The organism is Tropicimonas sp. IMCC34043, assembly GCF_003390845.1.
In the GTDB taxonomy this organism is placed as follows: Bacteria; Pseudomonadota; Alphaproteobacteria; order Rhodobacterales; family Rhodobacteraceae; genus Tropicimonas.
The window spans coordinates 2,019,570-2,045,188 of sequence record NZ_QMEK01000001.1 but is presented as its reverse complement, the minus strand read 5'-3'; the positions used below and the strand labels follow the sequence as shown (position 1 = coordinate 2,045,188).

Annotated in this window: 24 protein-coding genes; 16 read left to right on the top strand and 8 right to left on the bottom strand. The window is 66.9% G+C overall.

The genetic code is table 11. The annotated features are described in order from the left end of the window. Positions 1-9 precede the first annotated feature (9 nt). The 4 genes from DQG17_RS09685 to DQG17_RS09670 all read left to right on the top strand — a co-directional run bounded on the left by DQG17_RS09685 (position 10) and on the right by DQG17_RS09670 (position 6,618). Positions 10-1,053 (top strand): cache domain-containing protein, encoded by a 1,044-nt coding sequence (locus DQG17_RS09685; RefSeq protein WP_116132478.1) that lies wholly within the window; start codon positions 10-12, stop codon positions 1,051-1,053. After that, entirely contained in the window at positions 1,046-1,582 is a 537-nt protein-coding gene (gene moaB / locus DQG17_RS09680; RefSeq protein ID WP_116132477.1) for a molybdenum cofactor biosynthesis protein B, read from the top strand. The genes DQG17_RS09685 and moaB overlap by 8 nt, the downstream gene beginning before the upstream one ends. A gap of 133 nt (positions 1,583-1,715) precedes the next feature. Next, positions 1,716-3,203: an efflux RND transporter periplasmic adaptor subunit gene (locus DQG17_RS09675; protein ID WP_116132476.1), complete on the top strand. Its 1,488-nt coding sequence runs from the start codon at positions 1,716-1,718 to the stop codon at positions 3,201-3,203. Positions 3,204-3,207: 4 nt separating this feature from the next. Further along, a complete protein-coding gene (locus DQG17_RS09670; protein ID WP_116132475.1) occupies positions 3,208-6,618 on the top strand; it encodes an efflux RND transporter permease subunit in 3,411 nt (1,136 codons plus the stop codon). 18 nt (positions 6,619-6,636) lie between these two features. On the opposite strand, the gene DQG17_RS09665 is transcribed toward DQG17_RS09670, so the two are convergent. Then, positions 6,637-7,461, bottom strand: a complete 825-nt coding sequence (locus DQG17_RS09665; RefSeq protein ID WP_116132474.1) for a protein-disulfide reductase DsbD domain-containing protein — start codon at positions 7,459-7,461, stop codon at positions 6,637-6,639. A gap of 115 nt (positions 7,462-7,576) precedes the next feature. Between DQG17_RS09665 and DQG17_RS09660 the strand changes: the two genes are divergently transcribed. Next, a complete protein-coding gene (locus DQG17_RS09660; protein ID WP_116132473.1) occupies positions 7,577-8,170 on the top strand; it encodes a YqgE/AlgH family protein in 594 nt (197 codons plus the stop codon). 68 nt (positions 8,171-8,238) lie between these two features. Here DQG17_RS09660 and DQG17_RS09655 read toward each other — a convergent pair whose 3' ends face one another. Beyond that, positions 8,239-9,189, bottom strand: coding sequence for an L-threonylcarbamoyladenylate synthase (locus DQG17_RS09655; RefSeq protein WP_116132472.1), 951 nt, complete (start codon positions 9,187-9,189; stop codon positions 8,239-8,241). A gap of 146 nt (positions 9,190-9,335) precedes the next feature. Between DQG17_RS09655 and DQG17_RS09650 the strand changes: the two genes are divergently transcribed. The 5 genes from DQG17_RS09650 (at position 9,336) to DQG17_RS09630 (ending at position 13,825) form a co-directional block, all read left to right on the top strand. Further along, positions 9,336-11,039, top strand: coding sequence for an acyl-CoA dehydrogenase (locus DQG17_RS09650; protein WP_116132471.1), 1,704 nt, complete (start codon positions 9,336-9,338; stop codon positions 11,037-11,039). Then, complete coding sequence (locus tag DQG17_RS09645; RefSeq protein WP_116132470.1) at positions 11,036-12,109, top strand: MBL fold metallo-hydrolase; 1,074 nt, start codon at positions 11,036-11,038, stop codon at positions 12,107-12,109. The genes DQG17_RS09650 and DQG17_RS09645 overlap by 4 nt, the downstream gene beginning before the upstream one ends. 66 nt (positions 12,110-12,175) lie before the next feature. After that, positions 12,176-12,322: an aa3-type cytochrome c oxidase subunit IV gene (locus DQG17_RS09640; protein ID WP_116132469.1), complete on the top strand. Its 147-nt coding sequence runs from the start codon at positions 12,176-12,178 to the stop codon at positions 12,320-12,322. A 69-nt stretch (positions 12,323-12,391) separates the two neighbouring features. Then, positions 12,392-13,039 (top strand): hypothetical protein, encoded by a 648-nt coding sequence (locus DQG17_RS09635; protein ID WP_198666061.1) that lies wholly within the window; start codon positions 12,392-12,394, stop codon positions 13,037-13,039. A gap of 171 nt (positions 13,040-13,210) precedes the next feature. Beyond that, entirely contained in the window at positions 13,211-13,825 is a 615-nt protein-coding gene (locus DQG17_RS09630) for a GNAT family N-acetyltransferase (RefSeq protein WP_116132468.1), read from the top strand. Between the two features lie 56 nt (positions 13,826-13,881). On the opposite strand, the gene DQG17_RS09625 is transcribed toward DQG17_RS09630, so the two are convergent. Together DQG17_RS09625 and greA are read right to left on the bottom strand one after the other, a co-directional pair. Next, on the bottom strand, positions 13,882-14,895 hold the full coding sequence (locus DQG17_RS09625; protein ID WP_116132467.1) for a hypothetical protein: 1,014 nt from the start codon (positions 14,893-14,895) through the stop codon (positions 13,882-13,884). Positions 14,896-14,911: 16 nt separating this feature from the next. Continuing rightward, the gene (greA, locus tag DQG17_RS09620; RefSeq protein WP_116132466.1) at positions 14,912-15,382 is read right to left on the bottom strand and encodes a transcription elongation factor GreA; all 471 of its coding nucleotides are present in this window, start codon (positions 15,380-15,382) and stop codon (positions 14,912-14,914) included. Between the two features lie 231 nt (positions 15,383-15,613). Between greA and DQG17_RS09615 the strand changes: the two genes are divergently transcribed. The 3 genes from DQG17_RS09615 to DQG17_RS09605 all read left to right on the top strand — a co-directional run bounded on the left by DQG17_RS09615 (position 15,614) and on the right by DQG17_RS09605 (position 20,003). Continuing rightward, positions 15,614-17,266 carry an electron transfer flavoprotein-ubiquinone oxidoreductase gene (locus tag DQG17_RS09615; RefSeq protein WP_116132465.1) on the top strand — a complete coding sequence of 551 codons (1,653 nt, stop codon included), beginning with the start codon at positions 15,614-15,616 and terminating at the stop codon, positions 17,264-17,266. A 222-nt stretch (positions 17,267-17,488) separates the two neighbouring features. After that, complete coding sequence (locus DQG17_RS09610; RefSeq protein WP_116132672.1) at positions 17,489-19,138, top strand: tetratricopeptide repeat protein; 1,650 nt, start codon at positions 17,489-17,491, stop codon at positions 19,136-19,138. Positions 19,139-19,157: 19 nt separating this feature from the next. Continuing rightward, positions 19,158-20,003, top strand: coding sequence for a 4-(cytidine 5'-diphospho)-2-C-methyl-D-erythritol kinase (locus DQG17_RS09605; protein WP_116132671.1), 846 nt, complete (start codon positions 19,158-19,160; stop codon positions 20,001-20,003). Positions 20,004-20,109: 106 nt separating this feature from the next. Here DQG17_RS09605 and DQG17_RS09600 read toward each other — a convergent pair whose 3' ends face one another. Further along, positions 20,110-21,111: a polyprenyl synthetase family protein gene (locus DQG17_RS09600; RefSeq protein WP_116132464.1), complete on the bottom strand. Its 1,002-nt coding sequence runs from the start codon at positions 21,109-21,111 to the stop codon at positions 20,110-20,112. 56 nt (positions 21,112-21,167) lie between these two features. Between DQG17_RS09600 and DQG17_RS09595 the strand changes: the two genes are divergently transcribed. The 3 genes from DQG17_RS09595 to DQG17_RS09585 all read left to right on the top strand — a co-directional run bounded on the left by DQG17_RS09595 (position 21,168) and on the right by DQG17_RS09585 (position 22,463). Beyond that, positions 21,168-21,389 (top strand): DUF2007 domain-containing protein, encoded by a 222-nt coding sequence (locus DQG17_RS09595; protein WP_116132463.1) that lies wholly within the window; start codon positions 21,168-21,170, stop codon positions 21,387-21,389. Then, positions 21,379-22,152: a tRNA1(Val) (adenine(37)-N6)-methyltransferase gene (locus DQG17_RS09590; protein WP_116132462.1), complete on the top strand. Its 774-nt coding sequence runs from the start codon at positions 21,379-21,381 to the stop codon at positions 22,150-22,152. Before DQG17_RS09595 ends, DQG17_RS09590 begins: the two co-directional genes overlap by 11 nt. A 143-nt stretch (positions 22,153-22,295) precedes the next feature. Beyond that, a complete protein-coding gene (locus tag DQG17_RS09585; RefSeq protein ID WP_116132461.1) occupies positions 22,296-22,463 on the top strand; it encodes a YdcH family protein in 168 nt (55 codons plus the stop codon). Here DQG17_RS09585 and DQG17_RS09580 read toward each other — a convergent pair. From DQG17_RS09580 to DQG17_RS09570, 3 genes are all read right to left on the bottom strand, one after another. Beyond that, positions 22,450-23,328: a DMT family transporter gene (locus tag DQG17_RS09580; protein ID WP_116132670.1), complete on the bottom strand. Its 879-nt coding sequence runs from the start codon at positions 23,326-23,328 to the stop codon at positions 22,450-22,452. The genes DQG17_RS09585 and DQG17_RS09580 overlap by 14 nt on opposite strands. 145 nt (positions 23,329-23,473) lie before the next feature. After that, positions 23,474-24,199 (bottom strand): acetoacetyl-CoA reductase, encoded by a 726-nt coding sequence (gene phbB / locus DQG17_RS09575; RefSeq protein WP_116132460.1) that lies wholly within the window; start codon positions 24,197-24,199, stop codon positions 23,474-23,476. Between the two features lie 175 nt (positions 24,200-24,374). After that, positions 24,375-25,550 (bottom strand): acetyl-CoA C-acetyltransferase, encoded by a 1,176-nt coding sequence (locus DQG17_RS09570; protein ID WP_116132459.1) that lies wholly within the window; start codon positions 25,548-25,550, stop codon positions 24,375-24,377. Between the last annotated feature and the right edge of the window lie 69 nt (positions 25,551-25,619).

The following is a 25,619-nucleotide window of genomic DNA, read 5'->3' as shown; positions in this document are numbered from 1 at the left end:
GGTGGACCAATGACAGGGAAACGGGCGCTGGCATTTGCGGCGGCGGCCGCATGCTTTGCGGTGGCGCAGCCCGCCGGGGCGCAGGAACACGTCGCGACGGTCGAGACCGTGCGTCTGGCGGCGGGCTGGATCGACGCGACGCTGCGCGATGTTGCGGCCAGCGCCGAAGCGGTCGGGCTGGAGTTTGCGGCCGCACTGACGGCGGCTCCGGCGGTCGGCGACGACGCGTTTGCCGCCTGGACGGATCGCAGCCAGGCGCTTGGCGATACGACCGGGTTCCGGACCTGGCCCGCGGGCGCGGCCGAACCGGCCTCCGGGGCGCCCTTTGCCGGGATCTACAGCTATGACGGCGCGCCGGTCACGGTTGAACGGGTCGCCGGGATCGCGGCGCTCGACCGGCTGGTGCCGGTGTTGCGGGCAGCCTATCGCAGCCTTGGCTATTCCTGGGTCTACCTGACGACGGCCGACGAGCTGATGGCGATCTATCCCTATGTGCCGCTGGCGGAGGCGGTGAACAACGGCACGCCGACCCGGACGCCTTTCTATACCGCGGCCGATGTCGCGGGCCGGGCGGTCGGCTGGACTGCGCCCTATCTGGATCTGGTCGGTGCCGGGATGATGATCACGGCATCCTATCCTGCCTTCGACGGCGACACCTTGCTGGGCGTCGCCTCGCGCGATGTCACACTGGACGAGCTGGCGCAGGGCGTCCTCGGCCGGCTGGCGGAAAGCGGGGGGGCGACGGCGCTGCTGATCGATGGCACGGGGCTGGCGATCGGCGCCTCGGACCCCGGGATGGCGGCCGAGATCGACCGGGTCAATACGGCTGCCGGGGCGGCAGTGCTCTACTACCGGACATCCGCGAACCTGCAGGGCATCGCGGGCGCCACGGCCTCGGCCGAAGACTGGGCAAATGCGGCGGTCGATCGGGTGCTGGCCGGCGCATCGCCGGCGGACGCGGTCAGTATCGAAAGCGCGGGGCAAAGGGTGCTGGCCGCGCAGGTTCCCAGCACCGGCTGGTATGTGGTTCTGGTGGAGGGTGGCAATGAGTGAAGCCGTCAAGGACTTCGTCCCTGTCCGCATTGCGGTGCTGACGGTGTCGGACAGCCGCAGCCTGGCCGAGGATAGGTCGGGCGACACGCTGGCGGCGCGGATCGAGGCGGCGGGGCATGTGCTGGCCGACCGCCGGATCCTGCCCGACGAACGCGACCTGATCGCGGATCAGTTGAACGGCTGGTGCGACGATCCGGGCATCGATGTGGTGATATCCACAGGCGGCACCGGTCTGACCGGGCGCGACGTGACGGTCGAGGCGCATCGCGACGTCTATGAGAAGGAGATCGACGCCTTCGGCACTGTCTTTACCATTGTCTCGATGCAGAAGATCGGCACCTCGGCGGTGCAATCGCGGGCCTGCGGCGGCGTGGCGCGCGGCACCTATCTGTTCGCGCTGCCGGGAAGCCCGGGCGCCTGCAAGGATGGCTGGGACGAGATCCTTGCCCCGCAGCTCGATTATCGCCACAGACCCTGCAACTTTGTCGAGATTTTTCCCCGGCTCGAGGAACATCGCCGCCGGAAATGACAGACGCGGGACGGGGAGGTGCGCCGGCGACGGAAACCGTCGGCCGGGGCGTAACATTTCCGTGGCTTTGCGGTCCCGGCGGAAGGGACTAGTGTGAAAACGGGGCTTTGCCCGGATCTCGAATGGACGCGCGATGCAGTTTCTCCGCAGGTCTTTAGTCGGCCTGTTCCTTCTGTCGCTGACACTTGGGTTGCTGGCCTATGCCGGTGGCGCGTTCTATGCTGCGGTGCAGGAGCGGCTGAGCCGTGAGGCGCGTCAGACCCCGGCCGAAGAACGGGTGCTGGCGGTCAATACCGTTGCCATCGAGCTGCAGGACGCCACCCCCGTGATGACCGCGTTCGGCGAGATCGGCAGCCGGCGGACGCTCGAAGTGCGCGCCAGCGCCGCGGGGCGGATCGTCGAGCTGGCCGAAGGCTTCGAATCGGGGGCCGCGGTGCAGGCGGGCGACGTGCTGTTGCGGATCGATCCCGAGGATGCCGAGGCGGCCGTCGAGGTCGCGCGCGCCGATCTGGCCGAGGCCGAGGTCGAACTGCGCGACGCCGACCGCACGCTGGCGCTGGTGAGGGATGAACTGGTCGCGATCCAGGTTCAGGCCGACCTGCGCCAGCAGGCGCTCGACCGGCAGAACAACCTCAGCGACCGTGGCTTCGGCAGCGATGCGGCGATCGAGACGGCGGCACTTGCCGCGGCCGCGGCCAATCAGGCCGTGGTCAGCCAGCGCATGGCGGTCGCCAGTGCCGAGAACCGGCTCGATGTGGCGGGCAACGGGCTGGCGCGGGCGCGCATCGCGCTGGCCAAGGCCGAACGCGATCTGGTCGATACCGTCGTCAAGGCGCCGTTCTCCGGCACGCTTGCCGATGTCGCGGTGGTCGAGGGCGGGCTGCTGAGCCAGAACGAACAGATCGCCACCATCATCGATCCCACCGACCTTGAGGTCGCGTTCCGGCTGTCGACGGCGCAATATGCCCGGCTGCTGGACAAGGACGGCACGCTGATCGAGGCGCCGGTGAAGGTGACGCTCGACGTGCAGGGGCTCGACCTCGAGGCGACGGGGGTGATCAATCGCGCCAGTGCCTCGGTCGGCGAAGGTCAGACCGGGCGGCAGTTGTTCGCGCGGCTCGACGGCTTCGCGGGTTTTCGCCCCGGCGATTTTGTCACCGTCCACATCCGCGAACCGCAGATGCGCGATGTCGCGGTGCTGCCCGCAACGGCTCTTGATGCGTCGCAGGGCGTGCTGGTCGTGAATGCCGAGAACCGGCTGGAGGCGGGGCAGGTGACCCTGTTGCGGCGACAGGGCAACGACGTGATCGTCGATCCCGGCCCGCTGGTCGGCGCGCGCATCGTTTCCGAACTCAGCCCGCTGCTGGGTCCGGGAATAAGGGTGCGCGAATTCGATCCGGCGGCGGCGAAACCTGACCTTGTCGCAAACGGCATCGGCGGCGGCAGCGAGACGGCCGAAACCATCGCCCTGACCCCGGAACGGCGGGCCGCGCTGATCGCCGCAGTCGAGGCCAACCTCCGGATGCCGGCCGAGGCAAAGGCCCGCGTTCTGGCACAGTTGCAGGAAGACCTGGTGCCGGCCCGCACGGTCGCGCGGATCGAGGCGCGGATGGGGGGCTGATGCGATGACCGAAGCGCCCCCGCCGCCGCGCACGGGCGGCATCATCTCGTATTTCACCCGGCATGGGACGGCGGCGAACCTGCTGTTGCTGGTGCTGGTGCTGAGCGGCCTCTTCGCGTTTCCGCGGATGCGGGCGCAGTATTTTCCCGATGTGGTGCAGGAATCTGTGGTCGTCTGGGTCGACTGGGACGGGGCCGGGGCCGAGGACGTCGACAACGCCATCGTCGGTTCGCTGGAACCGACATTGCTGACGGTCGATGGGGTCAGCGCGAGCGAATCTCTCTCGCGCGAGGGGCGCGCGCGCATCGACCTTGAATTCGACCCCGGAACCGACCTTGGCACGGCGATGGATGCGGTCCAGCAGGTGATCGACGAGGTCGATACGCTGCCCGAGGACGCCGACGATCCGGTCGTGCGCCGCGGCGGCTGGAATGAACGGGTTTCGGATGTGGTGATCGCGGGGCCGGTCGGTGTCGACCTGCTGGCACGCTATACCGACGACTTCATCTCGCGGCTGTTTGCCGAAGGCGTGACCCGGACCTGGATCCGCGGCATCGCGGCGCCGCGGGTGGTGGTCGAGGTTTCGACGCTGTCTCTGGTGCGCAACAGGGTCACCATGGCCGAGATCGCCGATGCCATCGCAGCCGAGGTCGACGCCTCGCCCGCGGGCGACGTCAGCGGCGCCAACGCACGGGTGCGCACGGGGGTCGAAAAACGCTCGGCCGAGGAAATCTCGGGGATCATCCTGCGGTCGAACCGCGACGGCACCTATCTGACCGTGGGCGACGTGGCGCGGATCACGGTCGAGGCTGCGAACCGCGACCGCAGCTATTACGTGGGTGACAATCCCGCGGTGTCGGTCCGGGTCAACCGCGCGGCCGGGGGCGATGCACTCGATATCCAGGCGACGGTCGAGAAGGTCGCGGCCGAGATGCTGCAGGGCCTGCCTGCCGGCATGACGATCGACCTGATCCGCACAAGGTCCGACGAGATCTCGAGCCGGCTGCATGTTCTGTTCAAGAACGCGGCGACGGGCCTTGTGCTGGTCGTCGGCCTGCTGTTCCTGTTTCTCAATGCGCGCACCGCGCTTTGGGTCGCGGCGGGCGTCCCGGTCGCCATGTTGTCAGCGATTGCAATGATGTATGCCGCGGGCCTCACGCTTAACATGATCTCCATGTTCGCGCTGCTGATCACGCTGGGGATCGTTGTCGACGATGCCATCGTGGTCGGTGAACATGCCGATTTCCGGGTCCGCCGGCTGGGCGAACATCCGGCGGTCGCTGCCGAGCAGGCAGCCCGGCGGATGACCAGCCCCGTCTTTGCCGCAACCCTGACCACGATCATCGCCTTTGCCGGCCTTGCCATGATCGGCGGCCGCTTTGGCGCCATGATTGCGGATATTCCGTTCACGGTGATCGTGGTGCTTCTGGCCTCGCTGATCGAATGTTTCCTGATCCTGCCGAACCACCTGGCGCATTCATTGACCACCTCGTACCAGCGCCAGTCCTGGTACGACTGGCCCTCGCGCACCGTGAACCGCGGTTTCACCTGGTTCCGTCACAATGCCTTCCGCCCGTTCATGCGCTTTGTGATCTGGGCGCGGTATCCGGTGCTGGCCGGGCTTGTCGTGCTTCTTGGCAGTTCCGCGATGCTGTGGGTGCGAGGCGACGTGCAGTGGCGGTTCTTCAGCGCCCCCGAAGAAGGGTCGGTTTCCGGCAATTTCGCGATGGCGCCGGGGGCAACGCGCGACGATACCCTGGCCCAGATGCGCGCCTTCCAGGATGCGGTCGAAGCGCTTGGGAAGGATTACGAAGAACGCTACGGCAAGAACCCGGTCACCTATGCGCTGGCCGAGGTCGGCGGCAACACCGGGCGCGGGCTGGCCGGAACCGAGGGCAAGGACACCGACCTTCTGGGGTCGATCGCGGTCGAGCTGATCGATCCGGACCTGCGGCCCTATTCCAGCTTTCAGTTCGTTCAGGACCTGCAGGAGCGGGTGGTGCGCCATCCCCAGGCGGAAACGATCAGCTTTCGCGGCTGGCGGGCGGGCCCAGGGGGCGACGCGCTCGACGTGCAGTTCTATGGCGCAAGCTCCGAGCGGCTGAAGACCGCGGCCGAGGCGCTGAAGGCCCGGCTGACCCAGTTCGGCGAGGTTTCGGCGGTCGAGGACAGCCTTGCCTATGACAAGGAAGAACTGATCCTCGAACTGACGCCGCAGGGGGCTGCGTTGGGGTTCAATGTCGACGGGCTGGGCCGGGTGCTGCGCAACCGCCTGAACGGGATCGAGGCCGCGACCTATCCGCTGGGGACCCGCAGCGCCGAGATCCGGGTCGAACTGCCCGAGAGCGAACTGACCGCGGATTTCCTTGCCAGCACCCAGCTACGCACGCCGTCGGGTCAATACGTGCCGCTGGGCGACATCGTCAGGGTCAGCCGGCGCAGCGGATTTTCGACCATCGAGCGCGAGAACGGGCTGCGGGTGGTCAGCGTGACCGGGGATATCTCCGAGGACGATCCGGCCCGCGCACAGGAAATCACCACGCTTCTCGGCACCCAGATCCTGCCGGCAATCGAGGCCGAATATGGCGTTTCCTGGCGGTTGTCGGGGCTCGCCGAACAGGAAGCGGATTTCCTGAACGACGCGCTGCTCGGCTATGCGCTGTGCCTGATCGGGATCTATCTGTGCCTTGCCTGGATCTTTTCCAGCTGGACCCGGCCATTGCTGATCATGTCGGTGATCCCCTTCGGGCTGATCGGCACGATCTGGGGGCATCTGATCTGGAACGTGCCGATGTCGATGTACACGGTGATCGGGCTGATCGGCATGTCGGGGATCATCATCAACGATTCGATCGTGCTGGTGACGACGGTCGACGACTATTCCCGCGACCGGGCGATGATCCCTGCGATCATCGACGCGGCGGCCGACCGGCTGCGGCCGGTTCTGCTGACCACGCTGACCACGGTGATGGGGCTGATGCCGCTGCTGCACGAACCCTCGCGGCAGGCGCAGTTCCTGAAGCCCACGGTGATCACGCTGGTCTATGGCCTTGGCTTCGGCGTCGTGCTGGTGCTGCTGATCGTGCCCGCGCTGCTGGCCATGCAGCAAGACATCCATCGCCAGTTCGAGGCGCTGCGCTTTGCGCTGCGCCGGCCGCGGCGGGCGCGGGCCGTTTCGACGGTCGTGCTGCTGGCGGGCGCGGCGATCCTGGCGCTGTTTGCCGCGACGCTTGGCCATGCGCTGGTGACCGGCGCGCCCTGGGCCGCACTGGCCGCGATCTGGCCCGGCGCCGGCACGGGCGCCGCACTCGCCCTGTTCCTCGGCGGGACGCTGGCAATCGTATTGTTCAGCTATCTTGGCGCGGCGCTGTGGCTGGCGGCGGTGCGGGGGTCTGCGAAGGCGCCTGCGGAGTGACGCCTGCGGCGGGCGTGCTCAGCCCGGGGTACAGCCGAGGATGTCGACCGCACCCTTCGACCCGATGACGGTAAAGCGCAGCGCGCTGCGGTCGAGCGCCAGCGGCGTGCCGCGCGCAGGCACCAGATCGGCCTGCACCGTCAGATTCTCGCCCTTGCGCCGCGCCGTCGGGTCCGAAACCCAGATCCGCGGATCGCCCGCCTCGACCAGCGCGACTTCGCCGCCCTTCAGCGCCGGCATCCGGATCGTCGCGGTCAGTTGCACGCCGTCGGCGGTCGGCCCGACCTCGCAGCGCACCTCGCGCACGCCGGCGCGGGCGCCCGGGACGGGGCCTGCCGCCAGCGCGGACTTGATCGCCGCATCGGGGCGGCCAGTCCCCTGCAGATCGGCCGAGAACCGCAGTTTCGCCGGCATGCAGATCGTTTCGCAAACGCCCAGATCCATCTCGCCTTGCAGCGCGATGGGGGCGGTTGGGTCGTTGGGGATCAGTTCGATCGGCAGCACCAGTTCGTCGTGATAGCCGACCGTGCGCGTCCCGAAGGACTCAAAGACCTCGGGCCGCGGCCAGTGATAGCGGACGGATTTGAGGTTTTTCGACCCGTCCCACGAGAATGTCGGCGGGATACCGGCATCGCCCGGCGCGCGCCAATAGGTCTTCCATCCCGGTGCCAGCGTCAGGTGCAGCGCGGCCATGCGGCTGCCGCTGTCGGTCTGCCAGCCGCTCAGGATCTCGGCGGCGATGACCTGGTCGGGCGAAACGGCCCCGCCACCGGCATCGGCGGGAAGGGCGGCGAGGCCAAGAGCGGCAGAGACGGCAAGCTGGCGGAGCGCATTCGTTTTCATAGGGCGCACTCTAGGCAGGCGGGTGCGATTGGGAAATCACATAGTGGCGATGGATTGCGACGAAATCCGGTTGATGCCCTTGTCTCGCGGCCGGGCCATCCCCAGACTGAAGAGGATGACGAACGAACCCGAGCCATACCTTGATCTTTCCGGAAAGATGCTGATCGCTATGCCGGGCATGGGGGATCCGCGCTTTGATCGGTCGGTTATCTATATGTGTGCCCATTCTCCGGACGGGGCGATGGGGCTGATCGTGAACAAGCCGGCGCTGAACCTGAGCTTCGAGGAGTTGCTGGAACAGCTTGGGATCGAGGTTTCGGCCGGGGCATGGGACGGGGCGCCGCCACTGCGGCGGATCCACGTTGGCGGCCCGGTCGAACCCGGGCGCGGGTTCGTGCTGCACAGCGGCGAATATATGATAGACCGCGCGACGCTCGTGGTGGACGACACCTTCGGGATGACGGCAACGCAGGAGATCCTTGAAGACATGGCGCGCAACCGCGGGCCGGACCGGACGCTGATGGCGCTGGGTTATGCCGGCTGGGGGCCCGGGCAGCTTGAATCCGAGATCGCCGCCAACGGCTGGCTGACCTGCGACGCCAGCCCCGAGATTGTGTTTTCGGCGCCCGATGCGAACAAGTGGGAACGGGCGCTGGCGACGCTGGGGATCGACCCGCTGCTGCTGAGCGCCGATGCCGGGCGGGCATAGTCCGAGCCGGGAATGCCTTCGATCTATCCCAATCCGGGACCATTCAAGGCCCGGCGTCTGCCCGCAACTCAGCGCGGCGCGGCTGCACGCTCCAGCCGGTCGTTGATCGCACGGCCAAGCCCCGTGGCCGGCACCGGCGCGACCGCGATGGCGCGGGAGGGCAGGGCATCGAGCTGGCGCAGATAATCGAACAGGTTCGCCGCCGCCTCGACCAGATCGCCCGAGGGCGAGAGGTTCAGCCCCTCTGCAGATCCATGCGGGCCAAAGCCGAGATAGCTTTCGCCGGGCCGCGGGGCGTTTGCGTTCAGGCGCAGCGCCGCCGCGGGGGCATAATGCGAGGCAAGCTGGCCCGGCGCGCTGGGGCTGCCGGTTTCCGGCGCATGCGCGAGCGGGCGGCCGATGGCGGCCTCGGCCGCCTCGACCGGCAGCCCGCCCGGGCGCAACAGCCGGGGATGATCGAAGCAGCCGATGATGGTCGATTCGACCCCGACCTCGGCCGCGCCGCCGTCGATCACCGCAGCGATCCGTCCCGACAGACCGTCGAGGACATGGGCTGCGCGGGTCGGGCTGACCCGGCCCGAGGGATTGGCCGAGGGCGCCGCAATCGGCCCGGCAAAGCGGTGCAGCAGCGCCTGCGCCACCGCGCCCCGCGGCACCCGGAGCGCCACGTTGGGCAGACCCGCACTGATCAGATCCGAAAGCCCGGCGCCTTCGCGCGCTGGCACGACCAGCGTCAGCGGCCCGGGCCAGAATGCAACAGCCAGCGCCAGCGCATCATCGTCGAACCGGCCATAGCGTTCGGCCGCTGCCAGATCGGGAACATGCACGATCAGCGGATTGAACCGCGGCCGGCCCTTGGCCTCGAAAATCCGCGCCACCGCCTCGCCCTGTCGCGCATCGGCGCCAAGGCCATAGACGGTCTCGGTCGGAAAGGCGACGAGCGCACCCTTTGCCAGCAGCCCGGCGGCACGATCAAGCCCGGCGGCATCGGCCGGCAGCAGTTCGGTCCTTGTGGTCATGAAACCTCGTGACGTTCAGTCAGACTATCCGCCCGGCGGCCGCGAAGAGTAGATTGGCCGCGCCCGGAAAGCCGTGAGACAATTACGCGCCGGACAGCGCTATGCCAAGGCCGCAAGAGCCAAGGCCGCAAGAGGAGGAGCCGTTCATGACCTATCATGCCCCGACTTTCGATCTGAAGTTCCTGCTCGACCATGTGGTGGGGTTTGCCCGCGTGCAGGCGACCGAGTTGTTTGCCGAAGCGACGCCCGACATGACCGAGGCGATCCTGACCGAGGCCGGAAAGCTCTGTGACGAGGTGATCGCGCCGATCAACCGCGCGGGCGATCTGACCCCGGCCCGGCTGGAAAACGGTGTGCTGCGCAGCTCGCCCGGCTATGCCGAAGCGTTCCGCGCCATGGCCGAGGGTGGCTGGATCAGCGTTTCGGCGCCGACCGAGTATGGCGGGATGGGCCTGCCGCTGACGTTGCAGACCGCGATCAACGACATGATGTCGGGGGCCTGCCTTGCGATGCAGCTGAACCCGATGCTGACCCAGGGCCAGATCGAGGCGCTGCATGCCCATGCCGACGAGACGCTGAAGGCGTTGTATCTGCCAAAGCTGATTTCGGGCCAATGGACCGGGACGATGAACCTGACCGAATCGTCGGCCGGCAGCGATGTCGGTGCGCTGTCGGCCCGGGCAGAGCCGAACGGCGACGGCACCTATGCGGTCACCGGGCAGAAGATCTTCATCACCTGGGGCGACTGCGAGTTCGTCGAGAATGTCTGCCATCTGGTGCTGGCGCGGTTGCCCGATGCCGCCGCGGGAACCCGCGGGATCAGCCTGTTTCTGGTGCCGCGCAACCTGCCCGATGCCGAAGGCAACGCCGGTCGTGCCAACAGCCTGAAGGTCGTGAGCCTCGAGCACAAGCTTGGCATCCATGGCTCGCCAACCTGCGTGATGGACTACGACCGGGCGACCGGCTGGCTTGTGGGCGAACCGAACGGCGGACTTGCTGCGATGTTCACCATGATGAACAACGCCCGCCTCGGCGTCGGGGTCGAGGGGATCGGCATCGCCGAGGCCGCGACACAGGCCGCCGTCGCCTATGCCATGGAACGCCGTCAGGGCCGCGCCCCGGGCACCGGTACGATTGTCGAACACCCCGATGTGCGGCGCATGGTGATGGAGATGAAGGCGCGCACCTTCGGCGCCCGCGCCATCGCGTTTGCCAATGCGGTGGCGATCGACATGGCCCATGCGACCGGCAGTGCCGAGTGGGAGGCGCGCGCCGCGCTGCTGACACCGATCAGCAAGGCCTTCGGCACCGACACCGGCCACGAGGTGGCGCAGACCGGCATTCAGGTGCATGGCGGCATGGGGTTCATCGAGGAGACCGGCGTGGCGCAACTGGCCCGCGACGTGCGGGTGACCCAGATCTATGAGGGCACCAACGGCATTCAGGCGATGGATCTGGTCGGGCGCAAGATGGCGGATGGCGGCGAGGCCGCCTATCGCTTGATCGACGAGGTCGAATCCCATTCCGATCAGGTCCGCGCCGCACGCCTCGAACTGGCAGAGCCGGTCTGGCGGGCAGCCGAGAACCTGCGCGAAGCGACCGAATGGCTGGTCGAGCAGCCGATGGAAGACCGCTTTGCCGTCTGTGTGCCCTATCTGCGCGCCTTCGGTCTGGTGCTGGGGGCGCATTTCCATCTGGTGGCGGCGCTTGCCGGCGATGGCGCGCGCGCGGGCCTCGCCGGGTTCTACATTCGGCGCCTGCTGCCCGAGCACGAGAGCCTGCTGGTGCAGGTTCGCGAGGGCGGGCAGGGGCTGTTTGCCCTGAGCGTGGAGGAACTGGCATCAGCATGAGCGCGATCCCGCAGGCCGATCCGATCCGCCATCCCTTTCCCGTCCCGCCCGCAGAGGCCGCGGCAATCGAGGTCGCCCCCGGCATCCTGTGGCTGCGCCTGCCGCTGCCGATGAAGCTCGATCATGTCAACATCTTCGTACTCGATGATGGTGACGGCTGGACGCTGGTCGATACCGGCTTTTCCTCGACCCGCAGCCGCGATCTGTGGGAGCGGATCCTCGGCGCCGGGCCTCTGCGCGGCAAACCGGTGCGCCGGGTGATCGTGACCCATTACCACCCGGATCACATCGGGCTGGCCGGCTGGTTCGTGGAACGCCACGGGGTCGAGCTGGTGACCACCCGGACCTCGTGGCTTTATGCCCGGATGCTGGTGCTGGACGAACAGGAGGCGACCGCGCCTGCGGCGATGACGTTCTATCGCGGCGCCGGGATGCCGGCCGACCTGCTGGAAAAACGGCGGGTAGAGCGGCCGGTGAACTTTGCCGACATGGTCTGGCCATTGCCGCTGGGCTTCACGCGAATTGTCGAGGGCAGCGTGGTGACGGCCGGTGGGCGCAGCTGGGACGTGCGGATCGGCCATGGCCATGCGCCCGAACATGCAACGCTGTGGTGCCGCGAGGAACCGCTGGTGCTGGGCGGCGATCAGCTTCTCGGCTCGATCTCGCCCAATCTCGGGGTCTATCCGACCGAGCCCGACGCCGACCCGGTGGGCGAATGGCTGGAAAGTTGCGCGGCACTGGCGCCCTTCGCGCGCGACGATCAGCTTGTGCTGCCGGGCCACAAGCTGCCCTATTACGGTCTGCCGGTGCGGTTGCAGCAGCTGGCCGACGGGCAACGGGCGGCGCTCGACCGGCTGATGGCCTTTCTCGCGCAGCCGCGCACCGCCGACGACTGCTTTTCCCCGCTGTTCCGGCGCCGGATCGGCGGCGGCGAATACGGGCTCGCGCTGGCCGAATCCGTAGGGCACCTCAATCACCTGTACCGGAACGGCCGGATCACCCGCTCGCCCGGCCCAGCGGGCGCCTGGCTGTGGCAGGTCGCGGATGCCGGGTGTTCGCAACGGCCTTAACAGCCACGGTTTCTTGCGCTAGTCAGGGAACAGGACAGGACAGACCACTGCAGAGGAGACGGCGCCATGGCCGACGACAGCGAACCCCACAAGCCCGGAACCATGAACATCGCGGAGCATGAAAAGACCTTCAACGGGTTTATCCGCATGGTCACGAATGGTGCGATCCTGTGCATCATCGTGCTGATCTTTCTGGCACTGGTGAACGGCTGATCGCAACGATGATCCCGGGGTACAACCGGGACTCGGCAGGACATGCAGCAGACAGGCAAGGACCATTTCGTGAGATCTATACTTCTGGCGGCTCTGTTCCCGCTTACTCTGGCGGCTTGCGCCGCTCAGGGCCCATGGGCTCCCGACGCCCAGGTCGAGGCGGCGCGCTATCGCGCCGAAGGGCCACCGATGATCACCCTGTTCACCATGGTGAACAACCGCTCGAACGAGGGCGCGCATTCGGCGCTGATGGTGAACGGGTCCGAGCGGGTGATCTTCAACCCCGCCGGTACCTTCCACCACCCGCGGCTGCCGCAGCGGGCCGACGTGCATTATGGCATCGACGATGCGGCGGTCGACTTCTTCGTCGACTATCACGCCCGCGAGACATATCGCGTGATCCGGCAGGACGTTGTCGTGACGCCCGAGCAGGCCGAGATCGCGTTGCAGCAGATCGAGGACCACGGCGCGGTGCCCCGTGCACTTTGCACCACCTCGATCGGCCGGATATTGCGCGATGTGCCGGGGTTTCAGGACATGCCGCGTTCGCCCTTTCCGAAGGCAACGATGCGCGCCTTCCAGGAGATCCCGGGCGTCAGAACCCGCACCTATTACGACGACAGCCCCGACGACCGGTCGGATCTTGGCACGATTACCGACAGCCCCGCGGCGCGGGCAGACATCGTCGTTGTCGAAGGGGTGGGCGGAAAACCCTGATCGCTGCGGGGGTTGGCCGGAAACGGCCGCTTGCCGCGATCTGCGTGCGTCTCACGCAATTCTGGCTCATTGTCTCGTCTCGGCCTAGTATGCTGGGACCGTGCCCAGGTGGGGACGGACTCGCGCCGGGCCCGACCCCGGCGGGGTGCAGGTGCGGGGGCGAGGTTTGCGATGTTCATCCAGCGCGGGTTTCCCGAGCATCAGCGGGACGAAGTCGTTCAGCTGTTCTGGCGCGTGTTTTCGGGCAAGCTTGGCCGCGTGATGGCGCCCGAGGCCAAGGCGCTGCACTTTCTCCACGATGCCCTCCGATCGGAACACGCGATTTCGGCGCAGGGCGAATCGGGCGAGCTTCTGGGGATCGCCGGGTTCAAGACCGACCGTGGCGGGCTGGTCGTGGGAACCTATCCCCAGCTCGCGCGCAGCTATGGCTGGTTTGGCGCGCTGTGGCGCGGACCGCTGCTGGATCTGACCGACAGGCCGCTGAAGCCCGGGCAGTTGCTGCTCGACGGATTGTTCGTTCATGAACGCGCCCGCGGGCTGGGTGTCGGCACTGCCCTGATCGAGGCGATCGTGGCCGAGGCCGCGGCGCGCGGCATGCACGAGGTGCGCCTTGAGGTGATCGACAGCAATTTCCGGGCGCGGGCGCTTTACGAACGACGCGGCTTCACCGCGGTTGGCGAGATGCGGATGGGCGTATTCTCGCACCTGTTCTCGTTCCGCCATGCCACGACCATGTGCCTGCCGCTTGGTCCCGGCGGCTGTCTTGGCGATCACGGGATACGCTAGGGGCCGGACCTCGGGCGGGCGGCATGCCCGCCGCTATTGCAAAGGCGCAGGCAGGTTCAGTGAAATGTGCCCGAGACCCGGCCAACCAGCATGAAGGCGCGTGCGGTGCGGGTATCGGCGAAGGCCGAAACCTCGGCGTCGCTGGCGTCCTTTTCGAACCGCGACAGGGCGGTGTCGAAGCGGCGCAGGAAGTGATGCGCGACATCGCGGAACACCGGGTCCTGCCGCATCCGGCCGGCAGCCCGCGCCAGGCTTTCACGATCCCGTATTCCGCCGAGCCCGCTGATCTCGGGTCCGCGTTCGCCGCGGGCGAATTGCCGCCACAGCTCGGGGCGTGCGCGGTCGGGCGCGAAGTCGTCCATATAGAGCCCGTCTTCGGACAACAGCGTCAGCATGTCCTGCGCCGAGCGCACGAGGCCAGCCGCCATCGGGTCGCGCAGCGCCCGGGCCAGTGCGCGAAATCCCTCGCGGTCTTTTTCGTCGGCCGGAAAGTTCAGGGCTGCGATGAAATCCTCGGTCGAGATCGGCGGTTGCTGTATCTCGGGCGGGGTCTTCAGCGCCAGCGTCTGCTGGTCGAAATCCGCGGGCTCTGCACTGCGAGCGGATTGCAGCGCCGGGCGGTCGCGGCCCTGGCTGGTCGCTGCGCTGCGCAGGTTCGAGGTCAGATGCGCCAGCGCGGCCTCGGTCTTTTTTTGCACCCGCGCGATCTCGTCAAGCTTCTGGGCCAGCGGCGTGCCACCGGTTGCGGCGGCGTCCGGGTCGCGGGCAAGGTGATCGGCGCGCATTGCCGCGACATCGGCCTTCAGGCGCCGGTTTTCCTCGTGCAGGGTCCGGGTGCTGCGCGCCACAAGGGCTGCGGTCCAGATCAGCGCAAGCGGCATCAGGATCGCGACCAGCGTCATCAGCCCCGATCCCGCCCCGGCGCCGGGCATCAGCACGAAGAACACCAGCGCCGCAACCAGCCACAGCGCGCTGAGCACCAGCGCAATGGTGGCGGCCGGGCCATGCCGGCCGGACCATCCCGAAGCGGGTTTGGCGCCACGGGGCGTCTGGTGCTGTTCGCGGGTCATTATGTGCCGATCCGACTCAGACGTACTTGATGCCGAGAACCTCGTAGCCCTTTTCGCCACCGGGTGTGCGCACCTCGACGGTGTCGCCGACCTCCTTGCCGATCAGTGCCCGCGCGATCGGCGAGCGGATGTTCAGCAGACCCTTTTCCAGATCGGCCTCGGCCTCGCCGACGATCTGATAGGTCTTTTTCTCGTCGGTATCCTCGTCGAGGATGGTCACCGTCGCGCCGAACTTGATCGGACCCGACAGCTTTGCCGGATCGATCACTTCGGCCCGCGAGAGCAGGCCTTCCAGTTCCTTGATCCGGCCCTCGACAAAGCTCTGCTTTTCGCGGGCCGAATGGTACTCGGCGTTTTCCGACAGATCGCCATGTTCGCGGGCCTCGGCAATGGCACGAATGATCGCCGGCCGCTCGACCGATTTGAGCGTCCGCAGTTCCTCGTCAAGGGCGACGTGACCCGAGCGGGTCATCGGGATCTTTTCCATTTCAGTCCTGAACCGTTGATTAGGGTATGTTCGGGTTGAAGGCCCTTAACCCAATCGCGCCGCCAATTGTCAAGTGGCGCGACCCTTCTGCGGCAGGGCGGCGGCGCCGTCCTGCCGGGACCGGGCGATACGTCACGGCACGGCGCCTTTGGATTGACGGAGTTGTTTTATGTCCGTATCGCATCCCTGACCAGAACTTTCTTAATGTTACCAAACAGCCGGGACCCCAGGATGAGCCATTCAGACCGCGAAGAGATGGAATTCGACGTCGTGATCGTCGGGGCGGGTCCGTCCGGGCTGTCGGCTGCAATCCGTCTGAAACAGCTCGATCCCGAGCTGAGCGTGGTGGTGCTGGAAAAAGGCTCGGAAGTGGGCGCCCATATCGTGTCGGGCGCGATCCTCGACCCCTCGGCGCTGAATGCGCTGATCCCCGACTGGCGGGCCAAGGGCGCGCCGCTGAACACGCCGGTGCTGCGTGACGAGTTCTTCGTGCTGGGCGAGGGCGGGTCGATCCGTCTGCCCAACCTGATGATGCCGCCGCTGATGGACAACCACGGCTGCTATATCGTCAGCCTTGGCAATGTCTGCCGCTGGATGGCCGGGCAGGCCGAAGAGCTCGGGGTCGAGATCTTTCCCGGCATGTCTGTGTCGGAACTGGTCTATGACGCGGCGGGCGCGGTTTCGGGCGTGGTCGCGGGCGAATTCGGCAAGCAGGCCGATGGCACACCCGGCCCCGCCTATGAGCCCGGCATGATTCTGCGCGGCAAGTACGTGTTCATCTCGGAAGGCGTCCGCGGGTCGCTGGCCAAGGAACTGATCGCGAAATACAGCCTCGATGCCGACTGCGACGTGCCGAAGTTCGGCCTGGGCATGAAGGAACTGTGGGAGGTCGCCCCCGACAAGCACCGCGAGGGCACGGTGACCCACACCATGGGCTGGCCGCTCGGCAGCAACGCGGGCGGCGGGTCCTTTATCTATCACCTTGAAAACAATCAGGTTGTCGTCGGATTCGTGGTTCACCTGAACTATGCCAACCCGTATCTGTTCCCCTACATGGAATTCCAGCGGTTCAAGCATCACCCGATGGTGGCCGAGCTGCTGAAGGGCGGCAAGCGCGTCGCCTATGGCGCTCGCGCGATCACCGAGGGTGGGTTCCAGTCGATCCCGAAGACGGTGTTCCCCGGCGGCGCGCTGCTGGGCTGTTCGGCGGGGCTGATCAATGTGCCGCGGATCAAGGGCATCCATAACGCGATGTGGTCCGGCAAGGCGGCGGCCGAGGCGGCCCATTCCGCGCTGCAGGATGGCCGGGCAGGCGACGAGCTTGCGGGATATGACGCCGAACTCAGGACCGGGCCGGTCGGCAAGGACCTGAAGCCCGTGCGCAACGTCAAGCCGCTCTGGTCGAAATTCGGGATGGTCGGCGGCCTCGCGCTTGGCGGCATCGACATGTGGCTCGGCTCGATGACGGGCTGGAACCCGTTCGGCACGCTGCCGCATGGCAAGACCGATGCAGACGCGACCGGCGAGGCATCAAAGTTCACACCGATCGCCTATCCCAAGCCCGACGGGGTCCTGTCGTTCGACCGGCTGACCAATGTCAGCTTCTCGTTCACGAACCACGAGGAAAGCCAGCCCTGCCACCTGCATCTGGCCGACCCTGACCTGCCGGTGCGCGTGAACCTGCCGAAATACGCCGGGCCATCGGCCCGCTATTGCCCGGCCGGGGTCTATGAATTCGTCGAGGAGGCGGGTCAGGCGCCGCGGTTCGTGATCAACTTCCAGAACTGCGTGCATTGCAAGACCTGCGATATCAAGGATCCGGGCAAGAACATCACCTGGACGGTGCCGCAGGGCGGCGACGGGCCGAATTATCCCAACATGTGATCGGGATCAGGGCGCAGGCGGATCGCCGGCCGGCACGGCGCAGATCCGCCGCCCTGTCACGTTCCCGTCATAGCAGGGGGCACTGCAAGGGGCCGCTTATTGTTTCGCAGGGATCGGCAGGATAGGGTCGGGAAAACCGGAAAAATCGAGGCCCGATCCGTGAACCTTTCCCGATCCCTTCTGCCCGTTGCGCTGTCTATTCTGCTGTCGGCGCCCGCCGCGATGGCCCAGGCACCCGGGGCAGGGTTCGCCGGGGCCTATCTTGCGGCGCGCCAGGCGAGCTTTGCCAGCGATTACAAGGCCGCGGCGGATTACTATACCCGCGCGCTGTCGCGCGACCGCGGCAATCCGATGCTGCAGGAATCGGCTGTGCTGGCCTTTGTCGGCCTCGGCAAGATCGACAGCGCGGCGCCGATTGCCCGGCAGATGCGCGCCGACGGGCTGAAAAGCCAGATGGCCAATCTTGTGGTGATGGGCCAGAAACTGAAGGACGGCGACTATGCCGGGGCGGTCGAGGGCATCGACAACGGCGACCTGCCGGTCGGGCCGCTGGTCGACGGGCTGGCCAAGGGCTGGGCGCTGATGGGCGAGGGCCAGGCCGATCAGGCGATGGAAGCCTTCGATCAGGCCATCGAGACCACGGGCCTTGCCGCCTTCGGGCTCTATCACAAGGCGCTGGCGCTGGCGCTCGCCGGCGATTTCGAGGCGGCCGAGACGATCTTTTCGGGCGAGGGCGGGGCGCCGCTGCGGCTGACCCGGCGCGGCGCCTTTGCGCATGCCGAGGTGCTGAGCCAGCTTGGCCGCAACGACGATGCGGTGCAGCTGATCGAAGCCGGCTGGGGGCAGGACATGGACCCGGGCCTGGCCCTGCTGGTCGACCGTCTCAAGGCTGGCGAGCGGGTGCCCTTTACCCAGGTGCGCAACGTCCAGGACGGAGAGGCCGAGGTCTTCTACACGGTTGCCGGCGCGCTGCAGGGCGAGGCGGCCGACAGCTATACCCTGCTATATGCGCGGATGGCGGAGTATCTGAACCCCGGCCATGTCGATGCGATCCTGCTGAGCGCGCGGTTGCTGGAAACCCAGGGCCAATTCGATCTGGCGATCGATGCCTATGACCAAGTGCCGGCCGACGACCCCGGGTTCTATGTGGCCCAGATCGGCCGCGCCGCCGCGCTGCGCGATGCGGGTCAGTCCGACAAGGCGATCGAGGTGTTGCAGGAACTGGCCACGACCCACCCGGATATGTCCGTCGTCCAGATCACGCTCGGCGACAACCTGCGCCGGGATGAGCGCTTTGCCGAAGCCGCGAGCGCCTATGACAAGGCTATCGCGCTGTTCACCGAGGAGTCGCCCTCGCAATGGGTGGTCTATTATGCCCGCGGCATCAGCCATGAGCGCGAGAAACAATGGGACCTCGCCGAGGCCGATCTGCGCAAGGCGCTGGAACTCAACCCAGGCCAGCCGCAGGTGTTGAACTACCTCGGCTATTCCTATGTCGAGAAGGACGAGAACCTCGACCAGGCGCTCGACATGATCGAACAGGCGGTCGAGGCCGAGCCCGACAGCGGCTATATCACCGACTCGCTTGGCTGGGCCTTCTATCGGATGGGCCGCTACCCCGAGGCGGTCGATCAGCTGGAACGCGCCGCCGAGCTTATGGCGACCGATCCGGTGGTCAACGACCATCTCGGCGATGCCTATTGGGCCGTCGGCCGCAAGGTCGAGGCGCAGTTCCAGTGGCGCCGCGCGATGTCCTTCGACCCCGAGCCCGAAGAGGCCGACCGGATCCGGCGCAAGCTGCAGGTCGGGCTTGACGTGGTGCTCGAGGAAGAGGGAGCCGAACCGCTGTCCATGGTCAATGACGACGGCTGAGGGCGTGGCGGTTGCGGGCATGGCCCCGACTGCGGCGGTCGAGGAATTCGCGCCGGCCAAGATCAATCTGACGCTGCATGTCACGGGAAGGCGGGCCGATGGCTATCACCTGCTCGACAGCCTCGTGGTCTTCGCGGGCGTCGGCGACCGGGTGACTGCGCGTCGGGCTGCGGTGACGACGCTGTCGGTCACCGGGCCGCGCGCGGCCGGTGTGCCGACGGGACCTGACAATCTGGTGCTGCGGGCCGCGGCGCTGTTTCCCGAGGCGACGGCGGCGCTGGCGCTCGACAAGCATCTGCCGGCGGCGGGCGGGATCGGCGGCGGTTCGTCGGATGCGGCTGCAACGCTGCGGGCGCTGGCGCGGATGTCGGGGCGGGATCTGCCGGACGCGCAGGCCGTGCTGGCGCTTGGCGCCGACGTGCCGGTCTGCGTTTTTGCGCGGCCCTGCCGGATGGCGGGGATCGGCGAGATTCTGCAACCCGTGCCGTCCCTGCCAGGGCTGCCGGCGGTTCTGGTCAATCCGGGCGTCGGGGTATCGACCCCGGCGGTCTTCAAGGTGCTCGCCAGCCGCGAAAACCCGCCGATGGCCGAGATTCCCGCGGGGCTTGCCGGGGCGGCCGAGGCGGCCGTCTGGCTTGGCACCCAGCGAAACGATCTCGAACCCGCGGCCGCGATGGTTGCGCCCGAGGTGGCGCAGGTGCTGCGCGCGCTGCGCGGTCAGGCGGATTGTCTTCTGGCGCGGATGTCGGGGTCGGGCGGCACCTGCTTCGGGCTGTTCCCGACGGACGCGGCCGCCGAGGCCGCCGCCGCCGCCCTGACCACGGCCCGGCCCGGCTGGTGGGTGGCGCCGACCCGGCTCGGCTAGCGCATTTCGGAAATCCCTGCGGGCGGCCTTCGGGGATCGTAGAGCGAAGGCCATGGACCGGCGGCAGCGCAGCGCGAGTTGCCGCTGTGTCGCAACCGAATGCGGCTTAGCGCACCCGCGCGACCACGTAGTCGGCCAGATCCGTGAGCATGGCGCGCACCTCGCCGTCAGGCATGGTTTCGAGGGACGATTTTGCAATCTCGGCCCAGCGGAGCGCCTCGATCCTTGTCGCTTCGAGCGCATCATGGCGTTCGAGCAGCTCCAGAGCCCGTTGGAGATCGCCGTCTTGCTGCCGGCCCTTCTCGATCACCCGGCGCCAGAACTCGCGCTCTTCGGCGTCGGCTGCGGCCACCGCCTTGATCACCGGCAAGGTCAGTTTGCGTTCGCGGAAATCGTCACCGACGTTCTTGCCGATTGCCGCAGAACTGCCGCCATAATCCAGCAGATCGTCGACGATCTGGAAGCTGACCCCCAGCGCGTCGCCATAGGTGCGCAGGGCCTCGATCTGATCCTCGGGCGCGGCGGCGATCACGGCGCCGACCTCGCAGGCCGCGGCAAACAACGCCGCCGTCTTGCCGCGGATCACCTGCAGATAGATGCCCTCGTCGGTCGCAAGGTCCCGCGCGGCGGTCAGTTGCAGAACTTCGCCTTCCGCGATCGTGGCCGAGGCCTGCGACAGGATCTGCAGTACCCTGAGGCTGCCGGTTTCGACCATCAGCAGGAACGAACGGGCCAGCAGATAGTCGCCGACCAGAACCGAGGACTTGTTGTCCCACAGCAGGTTGGCGGTCGGGCGGCCGCGGCGTTGGGCGCTTTCGTCGACAACGTCGTCGTGCAGCAGCGTGGCCGTGTGGATGAATTCGACGGTTGCGGCAAGCCGCAGGTGATTGTCACCCTCGTAGCCCAGCATCCGGGCCACGGCGAGCGTCAGCATCGGGCGCAGCCGCTTGCCCCCCGCTTCGACCAGATGCGCTGTCACCTCGGGGATGCGCGGGGCATGTTCCGAGGCCATGCGTTCGCGGATCAGCGCGTTTACAAGCTCGAGGTCCGAAGCCAGATAGCGACCAAGCCGGTCGTGCGGTTTTTCCGATGCGTCGTCCAGGCTCATCACCGTTCCGTCACTGCCGCTCGACAAACCCGCAGCAGTCTTATTAACTCAAAACCATGAAAGAACTTCTGCGCACCAATGACCCTACGGTCATCGCCTTTGCAAAATCCCTTCTCACTGGCGAGGGTATAGACTGGTTCGAAATGGACGTCCATATGAGCGTCCTCGAAGGTTCCATCGGCATTCTGCCGAGGCGGCTTGCGGTGCGCGACGAGGCCTTCTTGCCGGCCTGCAAGGCGCTGCGTGACAACGGGATCGAGATTACAGGTGCCGGGTGAGGCGACCGCCGCCGCGCTGACCCGCGACCATTATCTCGGCGGACGACTGGCGCTGTGGCAGCCGGCCGCCGGATACCGGGCGGGGGTCGACGCGGTGTTTCTGGCGGCGGCCTGTCCTGCGCGCCCCGGGGAAAGCGTTCTGGAACTCGGCTGCGGGGCAGGGACGGCGATCCTGTGCCTTGGTGCACGGGTTCGCGGGCTGCGGCTGGCGGCGGTCGAGCGGCAGGAAGAGATGGCCGATCTTGCCCGGCGCAATGCCGAAGACGCCGGTCTGGCGCTCGATCTGCATGTCGGGGACCTTGCCGACCTGCCAGCCGGGCTGCGCCGGCAGGCGTTTGACCACGTCATCGCCAACCCGCCCTATTTCGACCGCGGCGCCTCGCTCCGATCCGGTCACGCCGCGCGCGAGGCGGCGATGGGCGAGGACACGCCGCTGGCGTCGTGGTTGCAGGTTGCGGCGCGGCGGCTGCGCCCGAAAGGCTGGCTGACGCTGATCCACCGGCCCGCGCGTCTGGCCGATATTCTTGCCGGGCTCGGCGATCTTGGTTCGGTTCAGATCCAGCCCCTGATCCCGCGGCGCGGGCGCGATGCCAATCTGGTGCTGGTGCGGGCGCGCAAGGGCGGGCGGGCGCAGTTGCGCCTGCACGCGGCCGTGGTGCTGCACGAGGGGCACGCGCATCTGCGGGATGGCGAGGACTATACCGCGGCGATTCGCAGTGTCCTGCGCGAGGCGGCGGCGTTCCCCGGATTCAGTCCTGCCTGATTAGCGCGGAAAGTTGCCGAAAATTTCCGAAAAGCGTCACGAGGTTTACATGAATGTGTGCCGAGAACCTCCGGTTGTGCGTGACATGGCGCGGATTTCATGGTGCACTTCCCCTGCACTGAAGCTTCAAAGGAGAATTGGTGATGCCAGAATCCCCTCGTGTTGAAGAACTCCGCAGACGCCATGCTGCGCTTTCGGCGAAAGTGGAATCCATTCAACTGCGTCCCAGCACCGACGATCTGGAAGTCGTAGCCCTCAAAAAGCAGAAGCTCCGCCTCAAGGAGGAGATTACTCGCCTCAGCGCGATGTGACCGCGCCCCGGGCGCTGGCCCTCGCGGCCAGAATCGCGCCCCCAGTGATCAAAGCCGCCGCCGCCACCACCCGCGGCGTCGGCACCGCCAGACCCGCAAGGATCAGGGCAAGGGTCGACAACAGCGGTGCCGCGTAGGACGAAACGCCCAGAAGTTGAATATCCCCGCGTTTCACCCCGATGTCCCAGACATAGAAGGCAAGGCCCACCGGGCCGAGGCCGAGCGCCAGGATACTGGCCCAGCCGCCGGCAGTGGCAGGCCACAGGGTCTGTTCCAGCGCCAGATGGGCCAGCGCCGATAGCAGCGCTGTCGCAAGGCAATAGATCACCACGGTTTCGGTCGGCGCATTGCCGAGCCGTCGTGACAGGATCGAATATCCCGACCAGATGAAGGCGCAGAGCAGCGCCAGGGCGTAGCCGGTCAGGGCGGTGCCGCCGGCCGCGCCGCCATCGCCAAGAATGATCAGTGCCGCGCCGATGAATCCGAACAGACCGCCGACCAGATGGCCGGGCCGCAGCCGTTCGCCGGGCAGCAGGCCCGACAACAGCACGATCAGCAGCGGCCAGAGATAGGCGATCAGCCCGGCCTGGGCGGGCGGGGCAAGACGCAGGGCCGCGAAATAGCCGAGGTGATAGCCGAAAAGCCCGGCGGTGCCGAACGCATAGACCTTCCAACTGACCCCGCGCAGACGGCTCCAGCCGCCTGTCACCGCGATCCAGACCAGCCCGACTCCGCCGCCGAGGGCAAAGCTCATTGCGGTCAGTTGTAGCGGCGGCACCGGCGCCGTGCCGACGGTGAACAGCGCCAGAAGCGACCAGAGGAGGACGGCAATGAAGCCGGTGGCGGTGGCATATCTACGGGTCATGGCGATCGAGGTGCTGCAATCGGGGGGCAGGGTCAATAGGCGTTCAGGCGGCTCGGGACGATGGCGAGCCGGAAAAAAGCCTCCGCCCGAAGGCGAAGGCTGGACCGCGCGATGCACGGTGATCTGGACCAGGACCCGGGGGTCTTCAGACGAAGAACTGGCCGCCGTTGATGCTGATCGTCGAGCCGGTGATGAAGCTTGATTCCTCGGAGGCGAGGAAGACCACGCAGCGGGCGATTTCCTCGGGTTCGCCAAGGCGGCCGACCGGGATCTGCGGGATGATCCGCTCGTTCAGGACCTTCTCGTCGATGGCACGCACCATCTCGGTGCCGATATAGCCCGGGCAGACCGCGTTGACCGTCACGCCAAAGCGCGCGCCTTCCTGGGCCAGCGCCTTGGTAAAGCCGAGATCGCCCGCCTTGGCAGCGGAATAGTTGGTCTGCCCGGCCTGTCCCTTCTGGCCGTTGATCGAGCTGATGTTGATGATCCGGCCCCACTTGCGTTCGCGCATCCCCGGATAGACCGGATGGGTCATGTTGAAGACGCCGTGAAGATTGGTGTCGATCACGTCGTTCCATTGCTGCACTGTCATGCGGTGGAACATTGCATCGCGGGTGATGCCGGCGTTGTTGACGAGGATCTCGACCGGGCCGAGGTCGGCCTCGACCTGCTTGATCCCGGCCTCGCAGCCTTCATAATCCGCAACCGACCATTTGTAGGTCTTGATCCCGGTTTCTTCAGTGAACTTGGCGGCTGCCTCCTCGTTGCCGCCGAAGTTGGCTGCCACGCTGTAGCCCGCTTCCTTCAAGGCCGTCGATATCGCTGCGCCAATGCCGCGCGATCCGCCGGTAACCACTGCTACTCTTGCCATATTGCTCCCTCCACTCTGGCCAAGTCGTCCGCAACACGATTACCCAAACGACGCTCTCGGGGCAACAATATTGCTTTTGCTAAATCGTCTACACCGTCGCGACCGACACGACGGTTAAATGAGGAGCGCCAGGCGCAGGCGCTCCCCGTTTCTTTGCCTCCTCGGGTCGGACGGCTCAGGGGCGTTCGATGCAGACCGCGACGCCCATGCCGCCACCGATGCAAAGCGTGGCGAGGCCCTTCTTGGCACCGCGGCGATTCATCTCGAAAATCAGGGTGTTGAGCACGCGGGCGCCCGAGGCCCCGATCGGGTGGCCGATAGCGATGGCGCCGCCGTTCACGTTGACGATCGCGGGATCCCAGCCCATGTCCTTGTTCACGGCGCAGGCCTGGGCCGCGAAGGCCTCGTTGGCTTCGACCAGATCCAGATCCTGGACCTTCCAGCCGGCCTTCGCCAGCGCCTTGCGCGAGGCAAAGATCGGGCCGGCACCCATGATCGAGGGGTCGAGACCCGCGGTCGCATAGGAGGCGATGCGCGCCAGCGGCTCGATGCCGCGCTTCTCGGCTTCCTCGGCGCTCATCAGCAGAACGCCGGCGGCGCCGTCGTTGATGCCGCTCGCATTGCCGGCGGTCACCGTGCCGTCCTTCGTGAAGGCCGGGCGCAGTTTCTGCATGGCCTCGAGGGTGGCGCCGTGACGAATGTATTCATCGGCGTCGACGATCGACTCGCCCTTGCGGGTCTTGATCGTGAACGGGATGATCTCGTCGGCGAATTTGCCGGCCTTCTGGGCGGCTTCGGCCTTGTTCTGCGAGGCGACGGCGAATTCGTCCTGCATCTCGCGGCTGATCTGCCATTGCTCGGCCACATTCTCGGCGGTCTGCCCCATGTGATAGCCGTTGAAGGCATCCCACAGACCGTCCTTGATCATGGTGTCGATGTATTTGACGTCGCCCATCTTGTAGCCTTGGCGCAGCATGGCGGCGTGCGGGCTGAGCGACATGCTTTCCTGGCCGCCGGCGCAGACGATCGCGGCATCGCCGAGCATGATGTGCTGGGCGCCGAGTGCGACGGTGCGAAGGCCGGAGCCGCAGACCTGATTGATGCTCCAGGCCGCACTTTCAATCGGCAGGCCGGCGTTGATATGCGCCTGGCGGGCCGGGTTCTGGCCCTGGGCGGCGGTCAGCACCTGACCGAGAATGGTCTCGGATACTTCGGATTTGTCGATGCCGGCGCGGGCGACGATGCCTTCGAGCATTGCGGCGCCGAGGTCGTGGGCGGGCGTGTTGGCAAAAGATCCCAGAAAGCTTCCGACGGCGGTCCGGCCGGCAGAGGCGATAACAACATTCGTCATGATGGCTCCTCTCAGGTCATCAGGGGGCGTTCATGCCGCGTGGCAGACTCCCGATACGCCCCGGTGGTC

Excerpts from the sequence above, each read along its gene's own strand:
- DQG17_RS09685 (WP_116132478.1), top strand. The coding sequence starts at position 10 with ATGACAGGGAAACGGGCGCTGGCATTTGCGGCGGCGGCCGCATGCTTT.
- moaB (WP_116132477.1), top strand. The coding sequence starts at position 1,046 with ATGAGTGAAGCCGTCAAGGACTTCGTCCCTGTCCGCATTGCGGTGCTG.
- DQG17_RS09675 (WP_116132476.1), top strand. The coding sequence starts at position 1,716 with ATGCAGTTTCTCCGCAGGTCTTTAGTCGGCCTGTTCCTTCTGTCGCTG.
- DQG17_RS09670 (WP_116132475.1), top strand. The coding sequence starts at position 3,208 with ATGACCGAAGCGCCCCCGCCGCCGCGCACGGGCGGCATCATCTCGTAT.
- DQG17_RS09665 (WP_116132474.1), bottom strand. The coding sequence starts at position 7,461 with ATGAAAACGAATGCGCTCCGCCAGCTTGCCGTCTCTGCCGCTCTTGGC.
- DQG17_RS09660 (WP_116132473.1), top strand. The coding sequence starts at position 7,577 with ATGACGAACGAACCCGAGCCATACCTTGATCTTTCCGGAAAGATGCTG.
- DQG17_RS09655 (WP_116132472.1), bottom strand. The coding sequence starts at position 9,189 with ATGACCACAAGGACCGAACTGCTGCCGGCCGATGCCGCCGGGCTTGAT.
- DQG17_RS09650 (WP_116132471.1), top strand. The coding sequence starts at position 9,336 with ATGACCTATCATGCCCCGACTTTCGATCTGAAGTTCCTGCTCGACCAT.
- DQG17_RS09645 (WP_116132470.1), top strand. The coding sequence starts at position 11,036 with ATGAGCGCGATCCCGCAGGCCGATCCGATCCGCCATCCCTTTCCCGTC.
- DQG17_RS09640 (WP_116132469.1), top strand. The coding sequence starts at position 12,176 with ATGGCCGACGACAGCGAACCCCACAAGCCCGGAACCATGAACATCGCG.
- DQG17_RS09630 (WP_116132468.1), top strand. The coding sequence starts at position 13,211 with ATGTTCATCCAGCGCGGGTTTCCCGAGCATCAGCGGGACGAAGTCGTT.
- DQG17_RS09625 (WP_116132467.1), bottom strand. The coding sequence starts at position 14,895 with ATGACCCGCGAACAGCACCAGACGCCCCGTGGCGCCAAACCCGCTTCG.
- greA (WP_116132466.1), bottom strand. The coding sequence starts at position 15,382 with ATGGAAAAGATCCCGATGACCCGCTCGGGTCACGTCGCCCTTGACGAG.
- DQG17_RS09615 (WP_116132465.1), top strand. The coding sequence starts at position 15,614 with ATGAGCCATTCAGACCGCGAAGAGATGGAATTCGACGTCGTGATCGTC.
- DQG17_RS09610 (WP_116132672.1), top strand. The coding sequence starts at position 17,489 with ATGGCCCAGGCACCCGGGGCAGGGTTCGCCGGGGCCTATCTTGCGGCG.
- DQG17_RS09605 (WP_116132671.1), top strand. The coding sequence starts at position 19,158 with ATGGCCCCGACTGCGGCGGTCGAGGAATTCGCGCCGGCCAAGATCAAT.
- DQG17_RS09600 (WP_116132464.1), bottom strand. The coding sequence starts at position 21,111 with ATGAGCCTGGACGACGCATCGGAAAAACCGCACGACCGGCTTGGTCGC.
- DQG17_RS09595 (WP_116132463.1), top strand. The coding sequence starts at position 21,168 with ATGAAAGAACTTCTGCGCACCAATGACCCTACGGTCATCGCCTTTGCA.
- DQG17_RS09585 (WP_116132461.1), top strand. The coding sequence starts at position 22,296 with ATGCCAGAATCCCCTCGTGTTGAAGAACTCCGCAGACGCCATGCTGCG.
- DQG17_RS09580 (WP_116132670.1), bottom strand. The coding sequence starts at position 23,328 with ATGACCCGTAGATATGCCACCGCCACCGGCTTCATTGCCGTCCTCCTC.
- phbB (WP_116132460.1), bottom strand. The coding sequence starts at position 24,199 with ATGGCAAGAGTAGCAGTGGTTACCGGCGGATCGCGCGGCATTGGCGCA.
- DQG17_RS09570 (WP_116132459.1), bottom strand. The coding sequence starts at position 25,550 with ATGACGAATGTTGTTATCGCCTCTGCCGGCCGGACCGCCGTCGGAAGC.